The sequence below is a fragment of the Streptomyces sp. NRRL WC-3549 genome (assembly GCF_000721935.1).
Lineage (GTDB): Bacteria > Actinomycetota > Actinomycetes > Streptomycetales > Streptomycetaceae > Streptomyces.
In genome coordinates this window covers 28,667-30,684 of sequence record NZ_KL585413.1, presented here as the reverse complement: position 1 = coordinate 30,684, position 2,018 = coordinate 28,667, and the positions used below count along the sequence as shown (strand labels likewise).

Annotated in this window: 2 protein-coding genes; one reads left to right on the top strand and one right to left on the bottom strand. The window is 72.1% G+C overall.

Annotation, left to right across the window (positions count from 1 at the left end; translation table 11 throughout):
- The coding region (gene rsgA / locus IH13_RS0120940; protein WP_199814777.1) for a ribosome small subunit-dependent GTPase A at positions 1-990 on the bottom strand (990 nt) is incomplete at its 3' end.
- Positions 991-1,339: 349 nt separating this feature from the next.
- Here rsgA and IH13_RS0120935 point away from each other — a divergent pair.
- The gene (locus IH13_RS0120935; RefSeq protein ID WP_031086676.1) at positions 1,340-1,840 is read left to right on the top strand and encodes a DUF5949 family protein; all 501 of its coding nucleotides are present in this window, start codon (positions 1,340-1,342) and stop codon (positions 1,838-1,840) included.
- The last annotated feature ends 178 nt before the right edge of the window (positions 1,841-2,018 follow it).

Here is a 2,018-nt window from a genome sequence, read left to right as displayed (position 1 = left end):
GATGTGTATAAGAGACAGGTCCTCGACGGCGCCCAGGACCGCGCAGCCCGGCTCGCTCCCGTGCGCGCAGTCGTGGAAGCGGCACTCCCCGGCCAGCTCCTCGATCTCCGAGAAGACCTGCCCGACGCCCGCCTCCGCGTCCCAGAGGCCGACTCCGCGCAGTCCGGGGGTGTCGATGAGGACGCCGCCGCCGGGCAGCAGGAGGAGGTTGCGCGTCGTGGTGGTGTGCCGGCCCTTGCCGTCCACCTCGCGGGCCTCCTGTACTCCCATCGCCTCCTCGCCGAGCAGGGTGTTGGCGAGGGTCGACTTCCCGGCGCCGGAGATCCCGAGGAGCACGCTGGTGCCGTCGGCGACGACGGCCCGGAACACGTCGACCCCATCCCCGGTGGCGGAGCTGACGGGCAGCACCGGCACCCCCGGAGCGGTGCGCTCGACGTCCTGGACCAGGTGGGACAGCGTGGCGGCGTCGGGGACGAGGTCGGCCTTGGTGAGCAGGACGACCGGCCGCGCCTCGTGTTCCGGTGCCTGGGCGCCGTCACCGAGCAGGGCTGCTCCGGCGGTGCTGGACATGGCCAGGGCCAGGAAGCGCTCCAGTCGGCCGAGGTCCAGTTCGACGGCGAGCGAGACGCAGATGACGACGTGTTCGATGTTGGTGGCCAGGACCTGGCCCTCGGAGCGCTGCGAGGACGTCGACCGTACGAAGGCGGTCCGCCGGGGCAGCAGGGCGCGGACGAACCGCGGGTCGCCGTCCGGATCGACGGCCACCCAGTCGCCGGTGCAGACGATCCGCATCGGATCGCGGGGCACCACGAACGCGGTGTCCGCCCGGAGGGTGCCGTCCGCGGTGACCACGTCGCACTGACCGCGGTCCACCCGCACCACCCGCCCCGGCAGGAGGCCCTGCTCGGCGTACGGGGCGAAGACGGCGGCCCAGTCCTCGTCCCAGCCGTAGGGGGCCAGCGGGTGCGAGGGGAGGGACGGCTGAAGCATGGGGAAAGACAAGGGAAACCCTTCACAAGGGTGGCCCCGGCACCGCGCTCTCGGGCGCGGAGGGAAAGGTCCGGGTCAGCCGGTGGCCACAGGGGTGGGAACGATGCTCTTCGGGTCGTGGGCAGCGCCCATCGCGACGACAGTCATCAATGTCCTCACCTCCTGTTTCCTCGTATGCGGCGGATCTCGCGAACTCGGCACACCTTAACGGCACATCACCCGGCGGCGTCAACCGATTTACGGCCGCCGCCTTCCCTGACCGGTGGTTCACCGGAGAGTTCGGGAGATCTCCCACGATCGGGTGATACGCGTGCAGGTCGGACGGTTCCTGGCCATTAGGGTGCCGGACATGACCTCACCCCAGATGGCCACCGGCACGTTCACACAAGCCCAGTTGGGCACCCAGGTCCTCCTCGCGTGGAGCGGCGAGCGCCCGGACGGGGACGGCGGCACCGCCTTCCTCCTCACCTACTCGCTCGGCGACGGGCAGGACGGTCCGGAGACCGGAGAGCGGGCCATGCGCGCGGCCCTCGAACGCAGCGGGTTGCGGGTGGGCGGCGAGACGCTGGACGCCGCCGAGACGCCGAACCTCCCGGTGAAGCTCCTCGTCCAGGCGGGCCAGGCCGTCCTGACGCTTCCTCACTTCAAGGCCCAGTACACCGTCCCCCCGGAGTGGCTCGCCGTGGCGCGGGCCGAGGGCGCGGTGCACGGGATGTTCGCGACGCGTCCCTGGCCGGCCGCCGCCCCCGGGCAGCCGGTCGGTGAGGAGTTGCTGCGCTCCTTCGTCTGCGATCCCGAGGTCGTCAGCACCTCGGCCCACTGCCTCCTGCCGGTGCGCAGCCTGTCCTGACCGGCGTCCGCGTACGACGATGCCCACCACCCCCCGTGGAGTGGTGGGCATCGTCGTGAACGGTGCCGCGTGGGGGGTGCGGGCCGGCAGGGCCGCCCGCACTCCCCGGGGACGTCAGCGGTTGGCGACGCCGTTGGCCGAGAGGACCGGGACGTCCTCCACGAGGTGCGACAGCGGC